This window comes from Paenibacillus sp. G34, assembly GCF_056856875.1.
In genome coordinates this window covers 4238737-4254477 of sequence record NZ_CM166469.1, presented here as the reverse complement: position 1 = coordinate 4254477, position 15741 = coordinate 4238737, and the positions used below count along the sequence as shown (strand labels likewise).

The following is a 15741-nucleotide window of genomic DNA, read 5'->3' as shown; positions in this document are numbered from 1 at the left end:
AATCGCTTGTATTTAGAGAATACAATCAACATTAAGAAAGAGTTCATTTTTTTGCTGAAATCGTGCTCCCACAGTTGTTAAGAGAGAAGATTTTTATAGATTGGATCAGCAAATATAATATTCGTATATTTTAAAATAGTTCTTTTAAGCCGGAGATCAAGTAGGATAAAATGACTGAGGAAGAGCGGGGAAATAGGAGGTTGCAAATGAATTTACTTGATTTACAAGCTGACTTTAATCAGGCCTATTCGTTTGATGAAATTAAAAAGAATTCAATTAAGACACTGGAAGAATTAATTGCTAACAGTGAAAATAATTATCTACACGAAGAAGAAGAGAAATTACCTTCCGGACTGAAATTCAAAGATTATATTATTAGTTATACATATACAGAAATTATGATAAATAACGAGTATAGATTGTATCCTTTTTTTACTTAGTTCACCCGAAAACAAAGAAATCAGAATTCTACTATGATATTGAGTATACGATTGACGGTGAGTTTTCCGATGAATTTTTCTCGAATTATTAAAGTCGACATGAAGAAGATTGAGTGCAACAGTAACGAAATGCACTTTGGAAGGAATGAAAATGAAAGGTAAGTTTACATTTGTCATACGTGATGAGGTTTTGGACTTTGATGATATCAGTGAAAGATTAAGAATGAAACCAGCATTGATTACCAGAAGGGGACAATCCATAAAGAAGGGGGGCGAACTTCAGGCTCCATATGATATCTGGTCATTTGATGTGTTAATAACGAAAGGCGCCGAGCCCGAGGAGGCTCTGAATAATTTATTGGATAAGTTGAACCAGAACTGCAAACAAATAAATAGTTTGATTAAACAATACAAGGAAGTAAACATAAGCGGGTATTTCAGATCAGATTATGGTCAAATGGGGCTGGAGATTTCACATGCGACGATGAAAAAAATGGTTGGTTTAGGACTTGGGCTTGAGATACATATCTTATCTTATGGTGGAGTAATCACAGGGGATGAATAGTCGAATTCTCCTCTCCACTTGTTTGAATACGGCAGTGTATGGAGGAAAATAGTGTGATCAGGGCAACTGCAGATGATGTCTTAAAAATTGTAGACAAGTATTCACGTCTTGATATTGAAAATGCTTCTCCGATGGATGGGCTCTGTGTGGCCCTTTTAGATGTATATCGTTGTTCACTTTCGCAATCTGAAGCAAGAGAGAAAATTACTTTTGAGTGCCATAATCTAGCCCATGAGGACAAGTTTTTTGACTTTTTCAGTGATATTTTTATCAATGATGCCGAGAGTTGTTTTAAATGCATACAGAATTATAATGTGATCACTTGGAGAAACGGGGAAAGTTATGAACCTTACTAAGATACTTTTAAAAGAGTTGCAGGGTAGTTTAAAAGAACTTTCGTTTGAGTTTGAGGGTTCTTCTAATCCTTGGGTTTTTTTTAGATCTAGAGAAGGATATGTTCAAGAATATATTGAGATTGATAAAAGCAATTGGGAATCCAATGCAATCCGCTGTACCTTTCAAACAGGTTCGAAATCTGTAAGTAGCACTAAGCTTGAGAGGCATCAAGTAAATGAGTGGTACGTATATCAAGATAAAGAAGAACTAAGAAGTGTTTTTAAACATTTTCTAGAAATTATAGAACAATTTGCATTACCTTGGTTTGCTAAAAATACAGAATTCATTCCACCTGCTGCGCCCAATTATTTAGAGGAAAACTGGAGAAATTCTATTGAAGATTTTGTAAATAAAAATAAACTTAATCTGCATAGCTCGGAGAGCATTGAGATATTGGATCAGCTTGTTATAAAAGGACTTGTGGAAGATGAAATTTATAATATTAGTTATTGTTTTGGTGAAATAATCAGGAATCAATTCGGTGGGCAATGGATATATGACGCAGAAAAAGGGCCGAGAGTATATAACATGGGTGGTATTCCTGCGTATAAGCGTTGGCCTCATGTATTAGTGAATAATGTGATTAAAGAGAAAAATCTGTCACTAAAGAGATATTTCGAAGATATTGCATATGTATTAGAAGGTTGAAGGATAATTATTTGGCTGAAATGAGTTGATTTTATGTATGAAAAAATGATAGCTCCTTTTGAAGTGGTACCCTTTGAGCTTATGACAAAATTAGAAGCTAGGACTTATCTTGGGTGGTTTACTTCTGAGATTCCAAAAAGAATAGAAGTACTTAGAGCCTTTTACCATGAGACGACAGGTTCATCTCCAAATGACTTGGACTTATCAGAAAAATCTTTAGGGATTTTATGGAGATGGTTTATTCCTCAAATTACGATGGTCCCAAAGACGGCGGAAGAATTGGAAGAAGAAATTAGTATGACACCTGAATGGTTAAGAGATGAGGTGCTAAAAGAAAATTCTAAAAAGTTCAGTGAAGAAACTAGTTCAATCATTATTGATATAGGAATATATTTTGGTACTGTTTTATTAATTTATTTTCTAACCTTGACTGGGGAGTTGTTCATACGCCTAAAAATTATGTATATGTGAACCGCCCAGTTATTAAAGGGTTTGGGAAAGTAGAAATGAATCCAATTGCAATTGTTTATAATATCTCTCTGAGATATTTAAGAAACAGAAGTAATGAAAGACAATTAATTGATGTATTTAATGTTTGGAAGGAATATTTATAATGTATTAGCCAATGCTCCATCATCGTTCATAACGCTTCGTATTTTGAAGAAAGTTACCAACTAAGGTAAGTTTCGCTTGAGTTTGATGTTCCCGGAACGTTCACACCATTTTAAAGGAGTTTATATAATAGATGATCATGATCAATCGGTATTCGTTAGTTGATGATAAGAGTGGTATGACTATTGGAAAATCCTTGGATTTGGTTGGGTTGACTGGAAACTATATCGAAACCGTAGGTGATGAGGACTTTCATAAAGTAACGCTAGTTCATTTTCAATATAATGATGAGTTTGTAGCATACTGTAAGGAGAAAAAAATGAGTGTTAACAACATAGAGATCACTATTCTTGATCACGAAGAAAAGCCAATGGGATCATATTATTTTTTTCTCAGAGAACCTCTTTCATATAATCGATTTACAGAATTTAATGAAGTTTTAACACAGTTTGAACTGGTTGGGGATTTGTACCAAGTGGCAACAGAAGAGAGTATACTCATTTGGAATATGCGAAGAAAACCTCTAGCTAAAACGAACGAATGGGTAGGACTATCTCTAGAACAACGAATTGGATGGCTAGAAGTTGCCCGATTATATCGAGGAATCCAGCTTTATTCTCAGGAGCGGCAGAATGGCATATATCACATGGATGCGACTAACATCGAGGACTCCGCTTCTTTTTATTGTGCCTTAGGTGAGGCAGTTAACGGTCCAGGGGGATACTATGGATTTAACTTGGATACTTTGTCCGACTGCTTATGTGGTGGATTTGGAGCCATAGCACCATTCGTAATTATTCTTCAAAATGTAGATCATGAAAGGTGTTCAAATGAGGGTTATTTTCAACAGTTAAAAGAAGTGCTAGCGGATGGAAATGTAACGTTAGTCTTTAGTTGATCTTATAAGAATCATGGGTAATCTGATCAAAAATAGATAGTAAATAAATAATACATAAATAGAGAGGTTGTTCATGAATAATTACTATTTCTCATTCCCCATAGATAAAAGCCGGGCTCAAAAAGCGATTGAGATTATCCGTGTATTTTATGCGCATCCATTCCCAATCGGAATTGTTATATACCAGGACTCGTATGAAATTACACAGAAGTTAGGCCGGAAGTATGACACTGTGCTTCAGACAAGAATGTTGCCTTTCAAAGAACTAACAACGCGGACGGGACAAGTGGATTGTTTCATCATTCAAAATGCCCATGAGATTGAATTTTTTGTTCAACATGAAGGTTGTGCTGTTAACGTTATTGTGTTCGATCCTCTCCCAGATGGAGAGCGGGCAATAAAATATGGATTCCGGATATTTGAGAATGTTGAATACTACGAATTTTCTATTGCTGGATTGGAAGAAGCGCAGTTTCAAGAGCTGGCAATGGAATTGAATCGGATTCACGGAGTGGAACAGCTACATGAAGATTAGGAGAGGTTAGTTATGGAGACTTTAGCGTGGATTCAACACAGGTATGATCAGAACTGTGATGGAGAATGGGAGCATGTGTATGGTGTGAAAATTCAAACGATCGATAATCCGGGCTGGTATGCCGGAATTTCCTGAGGAATAACGAATGAATATCAGAACGATGCTACCTAAAGATAAATTTGATGTCCAATCCGTAGAGAAACTTGCCAAACGGAGTAACGATGAACTGAGAGATATTTTACCCGAACTATGGAGGGGTTGCAGGATGGGAATTGGCCGATTTCGAAGCCCGTGGAGGATTTACTGTTAAGATTCGGAGACGAATTGATTCCTCATATTCAATATGTATTTCAAACGAGAGACCCGCAGTGGGAGTATTTTATGCTGACTGGGCTAATCTCTCGATTACCTTTAGAATGTCTGCGTATGTTAAAACCTGATTTAGAAATAGTTATAGAATGTCCCACAGATAGCGAGATACTTGAGGAACTGGATGAAGTTATCATGCCTTTGCTGAACCAGTTATAGTCATGGAAATGGCACGTTTACTTTGAAAATTGCGATTTGTTAAGGAGTTAACTACATATACTCCATTTATTTATTTATTTAATTCTAAAGGCCCTCAGACCTTCTATGCGTTGACGCAGTTGGGTTCGAGGGCTTTAGTTTATTAGATAATAATATTTAGGGAAACAATCAACTAAACACCCTATTAAGCACCTTGTCCCTTAATCCGCAATATTCCCCGCCATCTTCAGACGACGTGCAATCTCTTTGAAGTCTTCATGAGAGATCCCTGGCGCAAACTCTTCTTCCACCGCCGGAGCTTCCGGAATAGGAAAGCCTTGAGGAATGCCCTGAATGACCTCAAGAGGTTGTCCATCTTCGGGATGCGTGCCTTTCCAGATTTGGTCGATGGCATTGAAGTCTTTATCACTATAGGTGTACAGCTTGGTGTGTACGCCTTTTTCTTCGTATTTACGAGCCTCGTTGAAGGCTTTGTTATCTAGAGAAGGGATCGGGATCAGTTTGGTCACATTGACACCTGTTGCAATTTCAATCGCTTTAGCATATGCCACCACATGTACACCTCCGCGCACGAGCAGGAAACCAACAACTTCGCGGGCGGCAGGATGATCCGTCATTTCGTATACTTTCATCTTGTGCGTACGTGCCCCACATTCGAGGAAGAAATTATGCAGCAAATCCTCGACCAGATTGCCACTGTTGAAGACATTGGCGCCTGTCCACGGATTGCCCATCGAATCAAAAGGCATCGCGCCTTGTGCACCTGCCAGAAAATGATACGATAGCCTTGCATCCTTGACGGAACCGAGCGGTGTCTGATCAGGTTCTTTATATTCGGTTGATCCTCGGAGACAATGATTGATCCCATGGGATACCAGTTCAACATGTCCCAATTCTTCGGCCGTAATACTCATGACGAGGTCGTAGAAAGGCTTCAGTTTTTCTTTGGAGCGAAAATTAAAGGATTGGTAGAGGTAGTTGTTCAGTGTGGACATTTCTCCAAATTTACCACCAAGCAATTCCTGTATAGCTGCTGCTGCATTGGGATCAGGCTTTTCGACGTTGGGAATTTCAATCAGAATTTCATCCAGACGTTTGAACATGCAGATATAACCTCCTTGAATATGGGGTGAAAATGGACTCGGGCGGACGTTGGATTCAGCTTGGTCAGTCAAAGCCCATTACACGGTCTATGGATTTTTTAAACAGATAAACTATGAAATGGGTCTAAAGGGGCATGTAATATTTGCTACGCATGCTTGAAGGACGTGTTGAATGGTTCGTTTGGTATTTCCATTTTCACGAATATTATGTACAATCAGACAAGTTGTTTTAAGTGTTGCGTTGATCTTTGGTCATGGATCGGAAGCAGAAGGGAAGGAATACAGACATATGAGATCTAGATGGGTACATATCGTATGTTCAATGATGAGTTTAATGATGTTGTTCACGTACATCAACACTGCACATGTCGCAGCAAGCAGTGTGGGGAATGATGTTCAGGTTGATGAACAGACAAGGCAAATGCTTATGGAGAAGTATGGTTTAGAGCCTGCAGAAGAGTCCCAGGCAGAGCGGCATTTACTTTCCGGGGATTGGGGGATGAGCTTCAGTAATACTTCCGAGGTTGATCCATTGGTTAAACTGATGCCGGTTGTTCCATTTTGGCTGTTGCCAGCGATCTGGATTTTTCGAATCTGGGTGTAAAATGCAATCCGAACGGGCACGATATCAGCAAACACATTCTCCCAAGGGGTGAAATGCATGAGAGTGCTTATGATAATGGTATTAACACTTGTTCTAGGTTTCGCAGGCATCTCAACGACCATTTCGGCAGCAAGCAGCAACATTCCGGATTATGCGAAATGGGGCATCATCGCCGTGAAGGAAACCCAAACGAAGTACAATGTCGACATTCTGGATTACAAACATATCGGCCGTTCGTCGCTTAGCGCGAATCAGTCCAGAGAGCAGTTCAAGCTGTGGGTTCGTGCCAAAGACGGCAAGCAATTTGCTGTTTATGTTAATGTGGATTTTAATCCGAATACGCAGCAGTTAAAAACAGTGCAATTTTCCGAATCAGATCGTCATTAATATTCGATCTTCACCAGATGAACCAGACTTCCGTCTTGCACCGGGTATGTCTGGTTTTTTATTTTTCGAAATTCCTTTTTTTGTTATTGAATAAAGAACTTATGTTCGCATATAATGATGAATACAAACAAACGTTCTTATTGGAGGGATGATCATGCTAGGGAAATATGTTGGCCAGATGGTGGAGCTTGTGTACATGGATCGTGCGGGACAGATTACGCAGCGGCAGATCCGAATCAACAGCATGCGAGGCGGAGTAATTCGGGCATCTGATGGCATGGAAGGGCTACCCCGGACTTTTCTGGAGCAAAATATCCTGGCATGGCGCCCTGTGGCGGATCGGAAACGGAAGGGAGAACTGAAGTATGCTGAACGACTTTGAACGTAAAATCTTGCGTATTATGGTCAACTATGCAGGTCAGCAGCGGCGAATTCCACGTATGGATGAACTGGAAACCAAGACAGGGCGCAACCCGGCCCACATCCGGGAGTCACTGCAGTCGCTTGAACAGAAAGGATATATCTCCTGGCCTCAACCGTCTACGATGGAAAACATACAGATTTTGCAGGCCTGGGAACAAGAAGCTAAGCCCGTGCGAAAAGCTCAACCTGCTGGCAATGCAGTAAAATATTTTACGGATTACTGATTCGTTGAGGAACGAGTAGGTACGCCTAGGTGTAGCAGACTTCTGCAGAAGTTACAGCAAAAACGCCAATCCGTAAGGATTGGCGCTGTATCATGAATGCATTTATCAGAAATTCGGAAGCTGATCAAGGTTGTTGGTCGGGTCGCCGTCGGCATCGCCGCGAATATACATTTCTCCATCCTTGCCTTTGAATACATTCACACCAGCGATTGTTCCAGCCTTCACTTCGTTCAGAGCTTGCTGATAATCCAGAATACGGCCTGTCGATGTCTGGAAGGCGGTCAAGTCACCGTCACCATTCTTTTGTACTGCTGTGAACGTTTCGCGTGTTGTTTGATCCATCATGTCACACTCTCCTTCTATGACCAAATGGGAATAGGTTTACCCTGTTAGCCTGTCCGAATTGGAGGGAAGTATGCATTCTTTAGAACATTCCACATTCCGAGAATAGCTGTGTAATGTATGTAGTGCCTGTGTTGTCGAGTTGTTCTGCTGGCCTACAAGTTTTTTCTCATACGGACATGTAGGATATCGGCATCGTAAAAAGGTTCTTCCGAAATCACTTCATAGCCGAGTTTATCGTAAAATTTCTGCGCCTGACACTGGGCATCCAGCAGCGAATAGGTTAATCCAAGCTCACGAGCAAGCTCCTCCATCGCTAACAGGAGCACGCGTCCATACCCGTATGAACGGTAGGACTCCAGTACAGCAATTCGCTGCATTTTGGCCGTATCTTTGCTGTAATAGATGAGACGCCCTGTGGCGACAGCCTGCCCATCGGTGTGAAGCAATACATGATGCACGTCAGGACTAATAACATCGTATTGATCTATTTCAAGTTCTTCGGGTACTTGTTGCTCAATGACAAAAACCTGACGGCGAATCCCAAGAGCCTGTTTTAATTCTTCTTCTGTCGTGACATAACTAATCTCTGCTGCCAAATTCGATTCCTTCTTTCTGCTCCATGCGCACAAGTTCAGACTGCATTATACAAAAAAATGCTTTTCCTGTATAGTTAAGTTTGGTACATATTGGGACTTTGGACGAGGAGGAGAGTCATGGGAATGGCGGCTATTATGACCATTACATTGTTGATGTCGGCGGGAATGATCGCTTTGTTATATTATGTGACCAAGAAGGCATACTCACGCAAATGGGATGAAGAAGAGTGAGAATGTAGTTCTGATGGGTACGGTCAGAGACATTGTTGATCGGAGATTGAACTGATATTAAATTTACTGATACAAGCGTATATATGGTTTATGATACAGGCTATAGATCTGACCCTGCTGTTTAAGGCAAAAATTCACTGTTTTTCTGTGGTGAGTATACCTCTTCATTTACGGATTTGGAGTAGACGTCCATCCAGACAGGCAACGATTCATTTTGTTGATTCGGTTGGTGCAATTGCTGAAATTGTACCGTATGCTCGTCCCGTTCTAATCTACAGCCAGTCAAGATAAAGGTCATAAGGAGCAAAACAGCAACATGTGTAGCAGTAAGTTTCCAGTCTTTATTAGGGTGTTTATTGTTATGGCGTGCATTAAGCGGTTGGTTCGTGTTTTGTTTGATCATCACTTTACATTCTCCTCATGCAGAATATCGTAATCTTTCCATTATTGTGCTCCAATATGAATGATTTAAAACCAATTAATGATTGACAATGAACACGTTTACTTGGTATGATACTGTTACTTGATTGAACGAAACCTAATATACATGATCTGTTAGCTCAGCTGGGAGAGCACTATCTTGACAGGGTAGGGGTCAGTGGTTCGAACCCACTACAGATCATACAAAAGAAGCCTTGCGTAGCAAGGCTTCTTTTCTTTTTTCTAAACCGTTGATGGATCGTTAATAGGCTCTTGAGGGAGAATTGGGGGCGGTAATGGGGACATACTTTAAGCTTTTTTAAACGAAATTTAAATCAAACCTAAATTAAACGTAAGGTTGGTCTCTTATTATTATATGTGAAGAACATACAGCAGAAGGAGAGAGAACATGCACCTTTCAAACATCAAATCCACAATCTTTATTAAAAAAGCGATACTGAGCACCTTCGTGATGACACTTGCGGCATCTCCGCTGGTCCACGCTGCGCATGCTGAGAGGTCCCGAGAGTCCATCGCGGCCACTGGTACAGAGCAGGTACAAGTCAATTCCGGCACGCACCAGACTGTATCTCAAGACCAACAATCCCCGATTCAGTACCAGATCAAAGCACGTCTGGACGAAAAGGACATGACAATACAGGGTAGCCAGACAGTGACCTACCTGAATACGAGCAAAGATACACTTCAAGAGTTGGTCATGCATACCTATGCAGATGCCAATCGGTCTAAAGCGACCCAGACACAAATGTATATAAGCCAGAATGAGCAAATTGCCAAAGAATACCCAGAGAAGAAAGCGTCTGATTTTTTGGGTGGAATGGATATTGTGAAAGTGGCACAGCAAGGAGAGAAGCTTCTTTTTGATAACAAAGATCAGGCATTGCGTGTACAATTGAAGGCACCTCTACAGCCGGGTAAGTCAATTACCTTCCAAGTAGATTATCGGATCGACATTCCTTTTGGCATGCAACGATTATCGTATTACAAGGATCAGGTCAACGGAGCACATTGGTTTCCGGTGATGTCTGTGTATGACGAGACTACACATCAATGGAATAGGACACCGTATAGCACTTCATTCGAGAGTGATTACTACACTTCGTCCGATTTCGATGTTGAGTTCAATGTGCCTGAGTCATATCAGGTCGTCATGCCGGGAGATATCACTTCCAAAGTCAGTGCTGAACAGGGACGAAAAGTGGTTACGGCGCGCGCCGGGAACACGAGAGAATTTGCCTTTTTTGCTGGTCCTAACTTAAAAGTCGAACGTGAGACGCGTAATGGTCTTACCGTGGAATATTTTTATTCGGGTGATGACCCTGCCAAAAAAACTGCAGTGCATAAATACATTGATTATGCATTTAAAGTCATTGCGTTTTATAGCGAAAAATATGGTGAATATCCGTATCCCGAATTTCGTGTCATCGAAACGTATGTGGATGGCTTTGGCGTAGAATATTCAAGACTAATACAGATGCCGGAGCGTGCTGCGGCGTTATCACCTGAAGATGATACCACGTTTATACATGAGATTGCACATCAGTGGTTCCATGCTTTAATCGGGAACAACTCGGAAACGGAGTCCTTTCTGGATGAAGGTTTTGCCGATTTCTCTACGGTGTATTTTTTAGAAAAGCAGGGCAATAAGCTGGGAGGCTTTAGATCGATTCAGCTCGATCCGTCACCTATAGATCTACCCATTGCTTCAACGAATGAGCAAGTAGGCGAAATGGCTAATTATGTATTTTACCAAAAGGGACGTCAGGCCATTTATCAATTATACCGCTCTGTTGGTGAACAAAAATTTGATGCGTTCATGAAGGAGTATTTTAATCGCTTTGTCTATCAAAACGCTACAATCGATGGATTACTTGGTACCATTGAGGATGTGCTTGGTAAAGAACAGCGTCAGGACATGGAAAAAGCTTTAAGAAAGCCAGGATTTGAGCTTAAGCAAGAATATCAAATGTCCGAGAAGGAACTTGCGGCATATATGCATGATGCCTATCAGCCACAGTATGAAGCAGTAGTGAACAACATTCCAAATCTGCCTTACGAAGTGATGATTCGTTTAATGGAAAAGTCCTTTCGGGGGGAGCCATTAACCATTGTACTTGGAGATCAGGTGAGCGAAGCAGCAGCAAAACAACAGGAACAAGCGACCAGCCAGTTAACTCAAATCTTTGATGTATTTGGCATTCAATATGATGTGGTTCGGGATAGAAAAGAGTTAAAGCAGAAGCTGAAACGTGAGATTGGTAGCAGTAACCTCATTCTTGTTGGTAATGCGAAGTCGAATGGTATTGTTCAAGCTTTGAAAACGAACATCAATGTTCGGGCAAAGGGTATCGGTTTGAAATGGAAAGAGGCCATGAATACAGCAGGACATTCAGGAGCATATGTCATTAAACATCCATTTAACCAGAATCGTCTCTTGATTCATTACTATTGGAATGGTGATCATCTCAGCGCCAAAGCATCAGAGTCCTTTATGGAGAAAGTTCTGGAATCACTAACGCTCTCTAATAATGTTTATCAATTCTATGAGCTGGATGGGAACGGTAAGTTGAAAACTAGCAAAAAAGTCGAATGATACTTTTAACACCATATAGCAAGCATAAGAAAGAATTGTTATGAAGAGTCGCCTATAAGGCGGCTCTTTTTGCTTGTTCAGTTCCATTTAAGGTTTCTCTTTTAAACTTCTCTGTAGCAGGATTTTAAAAGAGAGAAAAGGTGGGAAATGAAATCATGAACAACAAATGGCGAAATGTTATGGCAACTACAGTGATTGCTTCGATGTTATTGGCGGCTTGTAGCAATGAGGGCGGAACTCTGCAAACAACAACGACTACAACTAAGGAGAACCAATCTACGGAAGATCAGACGCAAACGGTGGATTACGCACAAAACTTTAATAAAACGGAAGTCATGTCCTTTTCCATTGATGTGGATGAGGATGCCTGGCAGGAGATGTTGGACACGGCGACAGAGGAGAACTATATCCAAGCAAATGTAACGATAAACGGAACAACGATCGAAAATGTAGGCATTCGAGCCAAAGGAAACTCCAGTCTGAGGCAAGTCGCACAGGATGATTCAACCGATCGGTATAGTTTCAAAATCAAGTTTGACAAATACGTTAAAGGTCAGACCTGGAATGGTCTTGATAAAATGGTCGTGAATAATATGATTTCCGACGGCAGTTATATGAAAGAGTATCTCAGCTATGACATCATGAGTTATATCGGAGTTGATGCACCGCTGTTTTCTTTTGCCAACATAAACGTAAACGGAAAGGCGTGGGGGTTATATTTGGCTGTTGAAGACATAGACAGCGGATATCTGGCACGAGCGAAGAATGGCGAAGGAGAAATCTACAAACCCAATAACGATGACAATATGGGAGCGGGCGGAATGGGAAATCCAATGGGAATGGGGAACCCACCAGCAGAAGGAGATGTTGGCATGATGGGAGACCTTCAGCCTCCTGAAGGCATGGAACCCCCAAGTGATACAGGTGCAGGAACAGGGGATGCCAACACTCGTGGAGAGGGTGGTCGCGGATTCGGCAGAGGCGGCGGAATGAATGGAGGGACGAACGGCGTATCCTTAGTGTATACGGATGATAAATTATCCAGTTATTCTGGCATTTTTGATAATGCAAGGACCAAAACGACGGAAGAAGATGAACAACGTGTGGTTGAGGCACTCAAAAACTTGAATGCTGGCACCGATCTTGAGAAGTATGTGGATGTTGATGCTGTACTCAAATATTTTGCAGCTCATAATGTGGTGGTGAACATGGATAGTTACACGTCCAGTATGGGGCATAACTATTATTTATATGAGAATAACGGCAAGATCAGTATGTTGCCATGGGACTACAATATGGCTTTTGGGGGATTCATGGCAGGTTCCTCATCCGATGTGGTTAATCTTGCTATTGATACCCCGTTATCAGGCGTAACGATGGAAGAGCGGCCGATTCTAAGCAAGTTGCTGGAGGTGCCTGAATACAAAGCAAAGTACCATGAATACTTGCAACAAATCGTGGACGGTTATTTTGCAAACGGAAAATTTGAGAAGACGGTACAGACATTAGATAATATGATCACAGATTACGTTAAAAATGATGCTACTGCGTTCGTGGCATATGATAAGTATAAAGAAGCTGTTGCTGAATTGACTAAATTAGGAACATTGCGTGCCGAGAGCATTCAAGGGCAGCTTGATGGAACGATTCCTTCCACTACGGAGGGGCAAAAGGCGAGTGCGGATAAACTGATAGATGCATCTTCCGTTGATCTAACCAAATTGGGAGATGGCCTCAAAGGAAACGGGATGAGGGGTGGATTCGGAGGCCCAGGGTTCAATCGTAATTCCGGCAATCAAAATCAACAGAGTGAAAAAACGGAGCAATCCGAAACAACCAAATCGGATACATCCCAATAAACTCAGATGTCAGTCTGTTTTCCATTGCTAGGTATTTGAGATTACACGAATGTTTGTGCTTTGGTTTTGCCTTAAAACAATATAGTGAGCTACCTTACAAGGTGGCTCTTTTTAATTTCATTGTTTTCAATGTCTATTTCAAAAAACTATTTACAAAGGTGATTAAATTGTGTACAATCAATTTGTAAACAAGTTAAAAGAAAACATGTTCAAACCATATAACAAACTTTAATCGGAAGAGGAGAATTTTAATATGAAAACTCTATATGAAACGACAGTGATTAATACAGGTGGACGCCAAGGGATCGTACAATCCCCGGATAACGTATTCATGATGGATGTAGCTACACCCCCGGAGCTTGGAGGTCAAGTAACAACAGCAACCAACCCGGAGCAATTGTTTGCAGCAGGATACAGTGCATGTTTTAACTCTGCGTTGGAATTCCAATTGAAAAAACACAACGTAACGATTGAACGTAGCACAGTATCTGCAACAGTTGCCTTGGTAGCGGACCCTGCAGATGGTGGTGTAAAGCTGGATGTGGAGCTTGAAGTGAAAATTCTCGGTCTGGATGAAGAAACGGCACAAAAATTTGTGAAACTTGCACATGAATACTGCCCTTATTCCAAAGCGATCAAAGGGAATGTTAACGTTAAAGTGGAGCAGGCGTAAGCAAATAGGATTCGTAGCGCTCCTTTTAGAATAGAATAAATGCAATAGACAAAAACCTTCGAGGAATCGGGGGTTTTTTAACTTCTGTTTGCTTCACTCCTAATTTTAACTTTAATGGAATATAGTTGAAAGTAACAAACTGAATCATTTAATAAAAGTAATAATATTGAAATTTCGGATAGGTAGGCACACAATTGGGCAGATCCCCATATGATGCAGTATGTAGTCAGCATTATGGGAAATGGGGAATCCGGGATGGCAAAGGCAAAAGGAAAGAAAGCTCCCGCGTTAAAAAGTGACAAGATGCGTGTATCCATGAAGCTGGTTACATCCGATGTATGTGATCGCTGCAAGACACCTTGCTCTCGTGGGACAGAATATGCCTTACGAATGAGAGAAGGCGGGGCAGTTGGCAAAGGGGTTCCCTGTATCCTCACTCGCCACGTATCTTCGTGACACTTCTTCTAATGACGTATATATACGAAGTGACACATTAGGGTATCCTGAAAGCAGGATAGCCTTTTTTTGCGTTTCCCAAAGCGTGGTAAATATTTTGGATAAAAAATGAAAAATGATGAAAAACAGCGCAACTTTGTGGAGGCATTCGCAGTATAAATCTACAAACAGGCTAACAGCAAGGGAGGGTATATTGACGGGATGAAATGGAAAAGAGTGCTGCTATGTGTCATGGTATTCTCCTTGCTGGGCGGATCTTTATTATTTGCGGACTCTGTAAATGAGAAGATTCGTGTGCTCATTAACGGCAAGGAAGCGTCTGACGGTGGTTATTTGATTGATGGAACGACTTATGTACCTGTTAGGGAGGTAGGAGGCCTTGCTCGGTGGGACAACAGTAACAAGCGAGTAACGGTGATCAAGCCGAATGTACATATTTTTCTCTTCAAGGGGGACACTGTGTTTGGGAATGTCAATGTGGGGAAATTGAAATTCAATGTGTTCTCACAGGTAGATAGTCTCACAACCGATGTGGCTGCCGTGAAAGTCACCATAACGGACCCGAGTGGTCAGGTAAAGGATATTCAGGCACAGGATTTGACTACACAGAAGGATAACTTCTGGTTCCGCACCTATGATTTTACCTATGATTTTAGTCGTGCTGGCAAGTACCAGATCGGTTTTCATATTAAAGAAAATGCAAATAGTAACTATGTGCTGGTCGCCGAAAAAATCATTACAGCACTGAACAATTAAAGACGAAATAAACGCTGACCGGTAAATTGACCTGGCCCTGTGAACATGTTACGATATGCAAGGTTACACATTTTCTATTGATGAAGCGAGGTATTACAATGAGCGATCACAAACACGAGCATGGAGATAACTGCGGTTGCGGTCACGACCATGATCACGATCATGAACACGAAGAGATCCTTCTCACATTGACTGATGAGAATGGTCAAGACGTGGAAATGGTTTTGGTAGAAACGTTTGACGTGCAAGATCACGTTTATGCACTTCTGCTGGAACGCAATAATCCTGAAGCTGACGGCATCATCCTGCGTATGGAAGAAGAAAACGAGGAAATGATGCTCTACAATATTGAAGACGAAGCAGAGTGGAACCGTGTTGAAGCGGCATACAACGAACTGGTTGCTTCTCAAGAATAGTCAATCTTTTGG

At 41.2% G+C, this 15741-nt stretch carries 23 protein-coding genes and 1 tRNA gene; 20 read left to right on the top strand and 4 right to left on the bottom strand.

What is annotated here, in order from left to right:
* The first annotated feature begins 206 nt into the window (after positions 1 to 206).
* The 9 genes from AC1VYS_RS19435 (at position 207) to AC1VYS_RS19395 (ending at position 4622) form a co-directional block, all read left to right on the top strand.
* Positions 207 to 440, top strand: a complete 234-nt coding sequence (locus AC1VYS_RS19435) for a hypothetical protein (RefSeq protein ID WP_482911067.1) — start codon at positions 207 to 209, stop codon at positions 438 to 440.
* A 145-nt stretch (positions 441 to 585) separates the two neighbouring features.
* Entirely contained in the window at positions 586 to 1005 is a 420-nt protein-coding gene (locus AC1VYS_RS19430) for a DUF4279 domain-containing protein (RefSeq protein ID WP_482934537.1), read from the top strand.
* 53 nt (positions 1006 to 1058) lie between these two features.
* Positions 1059 to 1361: a hypothetical protein gene (locus AC1VYS_RS19425; protein ID WP_482911065.1), complete on the top strand. Its 303-nt coding sequence runs from the start codon at positions 1059 to 1061 to the stop codon at positions 1359 to 1361.
* A complete protein-coding gene (locus AC1VYS_RS19420; RefSeq protein WP_482911064.1) occupies positions 1348 to 2049 on the top strand; it encodes a hypothetical protein in 702 nt (233 codons plus the stop codon). The genes AC1VYS_RS19425 and AC1VYS_RS19420 overlap by 14 nt, the downstream gene beginning before the upstream one ends.
* 33 nt (positions 2050 to 2082) lie before the next feature.
* Positions 2083 to 2520 (top strand): hypothetical protein, encoded by a 438-nt coding sequence (locus AC1VYS_RS19415; RefSeq protein ID WP_482911063.1) that lies wholly within the window; start codon positions 2083 to 2085, stop codon positions 2518 to 2520.
* Between the two features lie 274 nt (positions 2521 to 2794).
* Positions 2795 to 3559, top strand: a complete 765-nt coding sequence (locus AC1VYS_RS19410) for a barstar family protein (protein WP_482911062.1) — start codon at positions 2795 to 2797, stop codon at positions 3557 to 3559.
* 73 nt (positions 3560 to 3632) lie between these two features.
* Positions 3633 to 4094, top strand: a complete 462-nt coding sequence (locus tag AC1VYS_RS19405; protein ID WP_221789016.1) for a hypothetical protein — start codon at positions 3633 to 3635, stop codon at positions 4092 to 4094.
* Positions 4095 to 4106: 12 nt separating this feature from the next.
* Entirely contained in the window at positions 4107 to 4229 is a 123-nt protein-coding gene (locus tag AC1VYS_RS19400; RefSeq protein ID WP_221789017.1) for an Imm53 family immunity protein, read from the top strand.
* Between the two features lie 114 nt (positions 4230 to 4343).
* The gene (locus tag AC1VYS_RS19395; protein WP_482911061.1) at positions 4344 to 4622 is read left to right on the top strand and encodes a DUF5071 domain-containing protein; all 279 of its coding nucleotides are present in this window, start codon (positions 4344 to 4346) and stop codon (positions 4620 to 4622) included.
* 200 nt (positions 4623 to 4822) lie between these two features.
* Here the strand turns inward: AC1VYS_RS19395 and AC1VYS_RS19390 are convergent, their stop codons facing one another.
* On the bottom strand, positions 4823 to 5725 hold the full coding sequence (locus AC1VYS_RS19390) for a manganese catalase family protein (protein ID WP_123062476.1): 903 nt from the start codon (positions 5723 to 5725) through the stop codon (positions 4823 to 4825).
* A 289-nt stretch (positions 5726 to 6014) separates the two neighbouring features.
* Between AC1VYS_RS19390 and AC1VYS_RS19385 the strand changes: the two genes are divergently transcribed.
* From AC1VYS_RS19385 to AC1VYS_RS19370, 4 genes are all read left to right on the top strand, one after another.
* Positions 6015 to 6329, top strand: coding sequence for a hypothetical protein (locus AC1VYS_RS19385; protein WP_482911060.1), 315 nt, complete (start codon positions 6015 to 6017; stop codon positions 6327 to 6329).
* Between the two features lie 57 nt (positions 6330 to 6386).
* Entirely contained in the window at positions 6387 to 6716 is a 330-nt protein-coding gene (locus tag AC1VYS_RS19380; RefSeq protein ID WP_221789022.1) for a DUF3889 domain-containing protein, read from the top strand.
* Between the two features lie 154 nt (positions 6717 to 6870).
* Positions 6871 to 7098 carry a hypothetical protein gene (locus AC1VYS_RS19375; protein ID WP_482911059.1) on the top strand — a complete coding sequence of 76 codons (228 nt, stop codon included), beginning with the start codon at positions 6871 to 6873 and terminating at the stop codon, positions 7096 to 7098.
* Complete coding sequence (locus AC1VYS_RS19370) at positions 7082 to 7363, top strand: LexA family transcriptional regulator (protein WP_482911058.1); 282 nt, start codon at positions 7082 to 7084, stop codon at positions 7361 to 7363. The genes AC1VYS_RS19375 and AC1VYS_RS19370 overlap by 17 nt, the downstream gene beginning before the upstream one ends.
* A gap of 105 nt (positions 7364 to 7468) precedes the next feature.
* Here the strand turns inward: AC1VYS_RS19370 and AC1VYS_RS19365 are convergent, their stop codons facing one another.
* The 3 genes from AC1VYS_RS19365 to AC1VYS_RS19355 all read right to left on the bottom strand — a co-directional run bounded on the left by AC1VYS_RS19365 (position 7469) and on the right by AC1VYS_RS19355 (position 8938).
* The gene (locus AC1VYS_RS19365) at positions 7469 to 7705 is read right to left on the bottom strand and encodes a DUF3892 domain-containing protein (RefSeq protein ID WP_090923789.1); all 237 of its coding nucleotides are present in this window, start codon (positions 7703 to 7705) and stop codon (positions 7469 to 7471) included.
* A gap of 155 nt (positions 7706 to 7860) precedes the next feature.
* The gene (locus tag AC1VYS_RS19360) at positions 7861 to 8304 is read right to left on the bottom strand and encodes a GNAT family N-acetyltransferase (RefSeq protein ID WP_482911057.1); all 444 of its coding nucleotides are present in this window, start codon (positions 8302 to 8304) and stop codon (positions 7861 to 7863) included.
* A 352-nt stretch (positions 8305 to 8656) separates the two neighbouring features.
* Positions 8657 to 8938: a hypothetical protein gene (locus tag AC1VYS_RS19355; protein ID WP_482911056.1), complete on the bottom strand. Its 282-nt coding sequence runs from the start codon at positions 8936 to 8938 to the stop codon at positions 8657 to 8659.
* Positions 8939 to 9084: 146 nt separating this feature from the next.
* Between AC1VYS_RS19355 and AC1VYS_RS19350 the strand changes: the two genes are divergently transcribed.
* From AC1VYS_RS19350 to AC1VYS_RS19320, 7 genes are all read left to right on the top strand, one after another.
* Positions 9085 to 9157, top strand: a tRNA-Val gene (locus AC1VYS_RS19350).
* Positions 9158 to 9364: 207 nt separating this feature from the next.
* Positions 9365 to 11569 carry a M1 family metallopeptidase gene (locus tag AC1VYS_RS19345; RefSeq protein ID WP_482911055.1) on the top strand — a complete coding sequence of 735 codons (2205 nt, stop codon included), beginning with the start codon at positions 9365 to 9367 and terminating at the stop codon, positions 11567 to 11569.
* A gap of 155 nt (positions 11570 to 11724) precedes the next feature.
* Positions 11725 to 13428 carry a CotH kinase family protein gene (locus AC1VYS_RS19340; protein WP_482911054.1) on the top strand — a complete coding sequence of 568 codons (1704 nt, stop codon included), beginning with the start codon at positions 11725 to 11727 and terminating at the stop codon, positions 13426 to 13428.
* A 253-nt stretch (positions 13429 to 13681) separates the two neighbouring features.
* Complete coding sequence (locus AC1VYS_RS19335; RefSeq protein ID WP_090923686.1) at positions 13682 to 14101, top strand: organic hydroperoxide resistance protein; 420 nt, start codon at positions 13682 to 13684, stop codon at positions 14099 to 14101.
* A gap of 255 nt (positions 14102 to 14356) precedes the next feature.
* Positions 14357 to 14557, top strand: a complete 201-nt coding sequence (locus AC1VYS_RS19330) for a hypothetical protein (protein WP_482911053.1) — start codon at positions 14357 to 14359, stop codon at positions 14555 to 14557.
* Between the two features lie 201 nt (positions 14558 to 14758).
* Positions 14759 to 15313, top strand: coding sequence for a copper amine oxidase (locus tag AC1VYS_RS19325; protein ID WP_441928634.1), 555 nt, complete (start codon positions 14759 to 14761; stop codon positions 15311 to 15313).
* Between the two features lie 98 nt (positions 15314 to 15411).
* Positions 15412 to 15729, top strand: a complete 318-nt coding sequence (locus AC1VYS_RS19320; RefSeq protein ID WP_482911052.1) for a DUF1292 domain-containing protein — start codon at positions 15412 to 15414, stop codon at positions 15727 to 15729.
* The last annotated feature ends 12 nt before the right edge of the window (positions 15730 to 15741 follow it).

Bases quoted from the DNA above. Each gene is read 5' to 3' on its own strand.
- AC1VYS_RS19365 (WP_090923789.1), bottom strand. From the start codon at position 7,705: ATGGATCAAACAACACGCGAAACGTTCACAGCAGTACAAAAGAATGGT.
- AC1VYS_RS19375 (WP_482911059.1), top strand. From the start codon at position 6,871: ATGCTAGGGAAATATGTTGGCCAGATGGTGGAGCTTGTGTACATGGAT.
- AC1VYS_RS19370 (WP_482911058.1), top strand. From the start codon at position 7,082: ATGCTGAACGACTTTGAACGTAAAATCTTGCGTATTATGGTCAACTAT.
- AC1VYS_RS19325 (WP_441928634.1), top strand. From the start codon at position 14,759: ATGAAATGGAAAAGAGTGCTGCTATGTGTCATGGTATTCTCCTTGCTG.
- AC1VYS_RS19335 (WP_090923686.1), top strand. From the start codon at position 13,682: ATGAAAACTCTATATGAAACGACAGTGATTAATACAGGTGGACGCCAA.
- AC1VYS_RS19390 (WP_123062476.1), bottom strand. From the start codon at position 5,725: ATGTTCAAACGTCTGGATGAAATTCTGATTGAAATTCCCAACGTCGAA.
- AC1VYS_RS19355 (WP_482911056.1), bottom strand. From the start codon at position 8,938: ATGATCAAACAAAACACGAACCAACCGCTTAATGCACGCCATAACAAT.
- AC1VYS_RS19345 (WP_482911055.1), top strand. From the start codon at position 9,365: ATGCACCTTTCAAACATCAAATCCACAATCTTTATTAAAAAAGCGATA.
- AC1VYS_RS19430 (WP_482934537.1), top strand. From the start codon at position 586: ATGAAAATGAAAGGTAAGTTTACATTTGTCATACGTGATGAGGTTTTG.
- AC1VYS_RS19420 (WP_482911064.1), top strand. From the start codon at position 1,348: ATGAACCTTACTAAGATACTTTTAAAAGAGTTGCAGGGTAGTTTAAAA.
- AC1VYS_RS19385 (WP_482911060.1), top strand. From the start codon at position 6,015: ATGAGATCTAGATGGGTACATATCGTATGTTCAATGATGAGTTTAATG.
- AC1VYS_RS19410 (WP_482911062.1), top strand. From the start codon at position 2,795: ATGATCATGATCAATCGGTATTCGTTAGTTGATGATAAGAGTGGTATG.
- AC1VYS_RS19380 (WP_221789022.1), top strand. From the start codon at position 6,387: ATGAGAGTGCTTATGATAATGGTATTAACACTTGTTCTAGGTTTCGCA.
- AC1VYS_RS19340 (WP_482911054.1), top strand. From the start codon at position 11,725: ATGAACAACAAATGGCGAAATGTTATGGCAACTACAGTGATTGCTTCG.
- AC1VYS_RS19415 (WP_482911063.1), top strand. From the start codon at position 2,083: ATGTATGAAAAAATGATAGCTCCTTTTGAAGTGGTACCCTTTGAGCTT.
- AC1VYS_RS19330 (WP_482911053.1), top strand. From the start codon at position 14,357: ATGGCAAAGGCAAAAGGAAAGAAAGCTCCCGCGTTAAAAAGTGACAAG.
- AC1VYS_RS19405 (WP_221789016.1), top strand. From the start codon at position 3,633: ATGAATAATTACTATTTCTCATTCCCCATAGATAAAAGCCGGGCTCAA.
- AC1VYS_RS19320 (WP_482911052.1), top strand. From the start codon at position 15,412: ATGAGCGATCACAAACACGAGCATGGAGATAACTGCGGTTGCGGTCAC.
- AC1VYS_RS19395 (WP_482911061.1), top strand. From the start codon at position 4,344: ATGGAGGGGTTGCAGGATGGGAATTGGCCGATTTCGAAGCCCGTGGAG.
- AC1VYS_RS19400 (WP_221789017.1), top strand. From the start codon at position 4,107: ATGGAGACTTTAGCGTGGATTCAACACAGGTATGATCAGAACTGTGAT.
- AC1VYS_RS19435 (WP_482911067.1), top strand. From the start codon at position 207: ATGAATTTACTTGATTTACAAGCTGACTTTAATCAGGCCTATTCGTTT.